Origin of the sequence: Streptomyces poriferorum (genome assembly GCF_019399235.1) — a bacterium.
Classification (GTDB): domain Bacteria; phylum Actinomycetota; class Actinomycetes; order Streptomycetales; family Streptomycetaceae; genus Streptomyces; species Streptomyces poriferorum.
On sequence record NZ_JAELVH010000427.1, the window covers coordinates 1 to 5,518 of the forward strand.

Sequence of the window (5,518 nt, forward strand, 5' to 3'; positions counted from 1 at the left end):
GCATGGGTGGGAACGTACGCGCGCGGAGTGGCTCACTCCCACCACGCGCAGATGAAGTCTCGGTGTCGTCACGGCTACCGGGGCAACCGAACCGCCCGCCCGCGCATCCGCGCCCGGGGGATCAGGACCGTCGCCAGCAGCGCCACCAGGGCCCCCGCCCCCGCGAGGCTCCCGGCCCGCAGCCCCGGCGGCCGGAACGTGCAGTCCACCGTCGTCCGGTCGCCGTTCACCGGCACGGCGACCAGGCCGAGGTACGAGTCGGCCGGATGCCCACCGCAGCTCCAGCCCGCGATGCGGGGCGCGGCCAGGACGGCCAACCCACTCGCGTTCGAGGGGAGTTCGGCCCGCACGCCGCTGTCGGTGACGCCGGATGCCGCGCGATCCGCATCAGGGCTGGAACCGCCCGGCCGGCCGCAGCGTCACCAGCGGGAGCGCGTCCTGCCGGGTGACGGTGACCGGGCGGCCGTCCGGGCGGTTCCAGCCCTGATGCGGATCGCGCGGCATCCGGACCCGGGCGCCGACCGAGAACACCGCGTCGGTCACCGGGTTGTCCAGGCTGTGCAGGGCGCGGCCGTTCGACGTCCAGCCGGCGCCCAGCGCGAGGAACGTGCGGGTCAGCACATCCGGTGTGTGACTGCTGTAGTAGGCGCCGCCCTGCCCGCCCACCAGCAGCGGGTCGTTGGCGGTGGACTGCTCCAGGCCCGGGTCGGTGCGGTAGCGCGGCCAGCCGTCGGCGCCGGCCACGGCAGCGGCCTGGAGGGTCTGGCGCTCACCCCAGGGGGCGTAGTCGTCGAGCCGGTTCAGCCGCTGCCGGTCGGCGTACGCGGTCGTCGCGGCGGCCTGACCGGCCTGCGCCCCGATGAGCAGCAGGGCCGCGAGTACGGCGAACCTGCCGCTGCGGGCCAGGACGAGTGCGCCCGTCACGGCCAGCAGGCCCGCCGCGAACAGCGGATACGTCCAGCCGGTGATCAGGGCGCTGGACGCGGCGCCGGCCGCGATCAGGACCAGGACCCCCGCGCCGCCCAGCAGGGTCCGCCGGTCCGGCCAGGCGGTGGCGACCGAGAACCAGGCGGCGATCACGACGAGCCCGGACAGGACGAACGTCTGCCGGAACGGGCTCCCGTTCGGTGTCGCGAAGGCATGCCACAGCAGATGCGTGGGTCCCCACTGCAACGACAGCGCGACCGCGGCCACCAGCCCCGCCCACACGAACCGTTCGGTGCGCGGCACGGCACGGTGGAAGGCCAGCGCGCAGGCCAGCAGCAGGGCGCCGGTTCCGAGGAACAGCGCCGGACTGAAGAAGCTGTACGTGGCCGGCAGCAGCCTCGCGGCGACATCGGGCCAGGCGGCCGGGGCGAACGCCCGGTTCCAGCCCGGGTAGGCGTGCCTGGTGCCGAGGAACACCGGCACCAGGACCGGCGCGGCCAGCCCGATGCCGATGAGCACCGTGCGTACCGCCCGCACCAGGCTCCGGACCCGCTCCCGCGACGTTCCGTCCTCCAGCAGGAGCCGGACCACCAGCACCAGGGCGGCCCCGAGCGTGGCCATGTACGCGGTGTAGAAGTTCGACACCCAGGCGAGTGTCACCAGGAGCGTCCCCAGCACCGGACGACGCCCGGTACGCGCCCACTCACCGGCCAGGCACAGCAGCGGGAACGCGATCAGCCCGTCCAGCCACATCGGGTTGTAGGCGGCCTCGACGACCGACCAGCCGCACAGGGCGTACGAGGCACCGAGCACGGCCGCCGCCCACTCCCGGCCGCGGCCCCGGCGCAACGCCGTGAGCAGCCAGGTCATGGCCGCCGCGGCCACGCCCGTCTTCACCAGCGTGACCGCGTACACCGCCAGGTCGATCCGGTCCCGGGGGAAAACCCCGACGAGCAGGGCGAACGGGCTGCTCAGATACGTACCGAAGTCCGGCAGGAAGCTGGATCCGAAGCCGGACTGCCAGTTCAGCAGCAGCCCGCCGTCCGCTTGCCCGTGCAGCAGGTCCCAGAGCCGGGTGTGGAACGGGACGAACTGATTGCCCAGGTCGTTCACGCTGCGGGTGTGCGGGCCGAACGGGTAGCTGCGGGCCACCGCGTCCCCGGCGCAGACGGTCGCGACGGTGAGCAGGGCGGCCAGAGCGGCGCCCCGGCCGCGCGGCGATCGGATAATCGACGGAGTCCTCATGATGAGTCGAATATGTCATCGAACATCGTGAAATCCCGGGCAGGGAAAGGTGGTTCACCTGATGGACGGCCAGGCTTCACGCGGCTGTTCCCGACCGGACGGGCAACGCCTCGGGCGGGCAACGCCCTGACCGGATGGACTGCGCCCGGGGATGGACAACGCCCCCGGACGGGCCATGCCCGACCGGACGGAGCGCCCCGGGCGGATCAGCCCGCCGCCGCCCGCTTCAGGGTGCGGGCCCTGCGCGCGAGCCGGCGGACCGTCGCGTTGCGCGGGATGAACGCCAGCTGCGCGGGAACGGCCCCCGGCAGCCCGAGCGCGGTCAGGCGGCGCCGTTTGAAGTACCGCCAGAGGGTGTCGCGGTGCCGGTCGAGGTAGCGCTCGGCCTCGGGGCGCAGCGCGGCCTGGATCTGCGGCTGCATCGCGTATCCGACCGCCGCGAGCAGGCCGGTCGGCTCGCCCCGGACCTGTTCGGCGGAGGGCAGCGACCAGCCGGTGACGGCGGACGGGTCCTCCAGATCGGGCAGCAGCGCGTCGACGATCGTCAGCGGGACGCGGTTGCTGTTCTGGTACGGGGTGAGCTGTTCCAGCAGCGGACCGGTGCCGACGCGGGCCACCGGGAGCCCGTAGAACGAGGCGGCGGTCAGGAGTGCGGTGGAGAAGCAGCCGACGACCAGGGCGGGACGCATCGTGTCGAACAGCGTCTCCGCGAGGACCGGGCTGTCGAGCACGGTCAGGTCCGCGCCGAGGTGCTCCGCCTCCTGCTCCAGCGAGCGGGCCCAGTGGGCCGGGGCGCTGGGGTGCGGCTTGAAGACGATCCGGGTGTGGCCGAGTGCGACGGCCCCGCGGAGCATCCGCACGTGCTGGTCCTCCTCCTGCTGGGGCGTGAGGATGCCCAGCGTGGCGAGGTACTGGCCGAGCAGCAGGGCCGGTGGGGGGCCGTCGTGGCCGGCGGGCAGGTCCGCGGAACCGGCGAGGTCGGCCAGCACCTTGAGGAAGACATCGGTCGGCACGATCTCCGATGCGACGCCGAACTCGGTGAGCAGCAGCGGCCGCAGGCCCGGCACCAGGTCGAGGTGGAGCAGTCGGCGGATGCGCGTGCCGACCAGCTGGTCGAGCTTGCTGCGGGTCGGGCCGTAGCTCATCAGCCCGTCGGCGTAGATGTGCACGGGACTGTCGCCGAAGATCACGGTGAGGGCCTGGGAGGGATTGGCCTGGATGGACTCGCAGGCGATCTCGACGGGACCGTCGCCGATCTCCCACGCGGCACGCACGGCCCGCTCCCACAGCGGGGCGTCCTGGTCCCTGGGCGACCAGCCCGCCGGATGGAACGGCCGGATGAAGTCGTTCCAGGACCGCACCGCGTCGAACTCGCCCGCAAGCGCCTCGAATCCGGGCCGGTGGTGCAGGGGGATGCCGAGCTCGGGGGAGGGCGAGGTGTCGCTCACGACGAGGATGCGCCGGTGCTCCGAGCGCGGGCCGAACTGGCCGGCGCGCAGGGCGGCGACCAGGGTGGCGGCGGCGTACTGCGTGCACGCGGAGAAGATCTGGGTGGTGGACCGGCCGACCGGCGCGGTGTACGTGCCGGGCATCAGGCCGCGACCTCCCGGGAGACGGAGCGGCGGCGTACCCGTCGCAGCTGGCCCGCCCGGCGGTCGCCCAGCGAATTCAGCGTATCGGCGAGAACTTCCTGAGGCATACGCCGCAGGGAAGCCGCGCTCATGGAGCGCAATTTCCGTGCCACTGCCGGTTCGAACCTTTCGATGGATTCCAAGTGATGCGCCATGACCGCGCAATAGGTGCGCACTGCCTTCGGCAGGAGAAGGTCCGCCTCCGGATCCCGGGACGTTTCCTCCAGAACCTGATCGAAGGCCCGAATGAAGTCGAGTTGGCGTACGTCACCGATCTGGGTGAGCGAGGAGGCCACTCCGCGCCGGTAGAAGACCCCCGGCAGGCCGACCACCGCGAACGACTCCGCCTCCCGGTGCAGCCGCCAGATCCAGGGCCGGTCCTCGGCGGTGCGCAGCCCGTCCCGGAACCGGAGCAGCCCCGAGTCCGCGAGCCGCCGGTGATAGGCGCCGGCCCAGGCGTACGCGTAGTCCACCGGCGTCGACCGGTCGGACGGCAGGATCACGTCACGCGGACGCAGGACGGTGTCGCGCAGACCGTGCGGGACCCGGTGCACGGTGCGCACCCGGTCCGTGAACTGCACATGGTCCGTGCGGACGAAGTCGCACCCCAGCCCCGAGATGGCGGCCAGCAGCCGCTCGTAGTGGCCGGGGACGACCCAGTCGTCGCCGTCGAGGAACGTGAGGTACTCGCCGCGCGCCGCGTCGATACCCGTGTTGCGTGCGGTGGCCAGGCCCCCGTTCTTCTCGTGCGCGACCAGGACGGCACCGGGGATCTCGCGCTCGGCGCGCCGGAGGATCTCCAGAGTCCCGTCGGTCGAACAGTCGTCGACGAAGATGAATTCGAAATCATCACGGGCATTGGCCCGGAGACTTCGCAAGGTATCGGGGGCATAGGCCCGTACGTTGTAGAACGGCACGATGACGGAGAGCTTAACCACGCGTCACACGCTAGGCGGAGGTCCGGCATTTACCCTGGACCTGATGGGGACAGCAGGTGAACGACGAATGTCGAAGTGATGAACCAGGTCCATTCCTCGCCGTGGGTGGGGCATTTGTGAGGGTGATTCGCCAAGCGTCGGCGGGCTGTTAACCCGCTGTTGCCGTCACGTTGGGCTGCGAATCGAAATGCCTTCCTAAGTTTTGGGACGTGCCCCCACGTACCGAAAAGACGAGCGCCCTCCGGGTCGCCGTCCTCGCCGACTCCGACACCCGCTGGAAGTGGGGCGCGCTCACCGCGCGCCGGCTGACCACGGGCGACGGCGGCGCGCCCACGCCCCGTACGGAGATCAGCGGACTGCTGCTCCGCGGCCGGGCGACCCCGACACCCCGCCAGCTCGCCGAGGTCGGCGACGTCGGCATCGACACCGACCGGGTGCGCGAGGTGACGGCCGTCGAGTTCCTGCACGCCGTGCGCGACGAGGGTTACGACGTCGTCGTCCTCGCCCTCGTCGGCGGCGCCGTCCAGGCGATGCTGCACGGCCTCGCCGCGCTCCGGCTGCCTGCCAGGCCCGTCGTCGTCACCGGCTACGTCGGCGTCGTCTACGAGAAGCTCGCCGACGGACTGCTGCTGCGGCACGGCGCCGACGTTGTCCTCGCCAACTCCCGCCACGACGCGGAGCGATTCCGTGCGGTGTACGAGGGGGTGGGCGCCGACGCCTCGTCCGTCACGGAAGCCGCCCTGCCCTTCCTCGGCGGCGCCCCGCACCCCCTCGTAC

The 5,518-nt window shown here is 72.1% G+C and carries 3 protein-coding genes and 1 pseudogene; 1 reads left to right on the forward strand and 3 read right to left on the reverse strand.

The features are described 5' to 3' along the window. Positions 1 to 74 precede the first annotated feature (74 nt). The 3 genes and pseudogenes from JGS39_RS37590 to JGS39_RS37600 all read right to left on the reverse strand — a co-directional run bounded on the left by JGS39_RS37590 (position 75) and on the right by JGS39_RS37600 (position 4,741). Positions 75 to 2,172, reverse strand: a pseudogene (locus JGS39_RS37590) (YfhO family protein). Between the two features lie 206 nt (positions 2,173 to 2,378). Next, on the reverse strand, positions 2,379 to 3,764 hold the full coding sequence (locus tag JGS39_RS37595) for a polysialyltransferase family glycosyltransferase (RefSeq protein WP_219574271.1): 1,386 nt from the start codon (positions 3,762 to 3,764) through the stop codon (positions 2,379 to 2,381). Continuing rightward, positions 3,764 to 4,741, reverse strand: a complete 978-nt coding sequence (locus tag JGS39_RS37600) for a glycosyltransferase family 2 protein (RefSeq protein WP_219574272.1) — start codon at positions 4,739 to 4,741, stop codon at positions 3,764 to 3,766. Before JGS39_RS37600 ends, JGS39_RS37595 begins: the two co-directional genes overlap by 1 nt. 209 nt (positions 4,742 to 4,950) lie before the next feature. Here JGS39_RS37600 and JGS39_RS37605 point away from each other — a divergent pair. Next, positions 4,951 to 5,518 (forward strand): DUF6716 putative glycosyltransferase (locus JGS39_RS37605; RefSeq protein WP_372456191.1); only part of this gene is annotated, 568 nt, incomplete at its 3' end.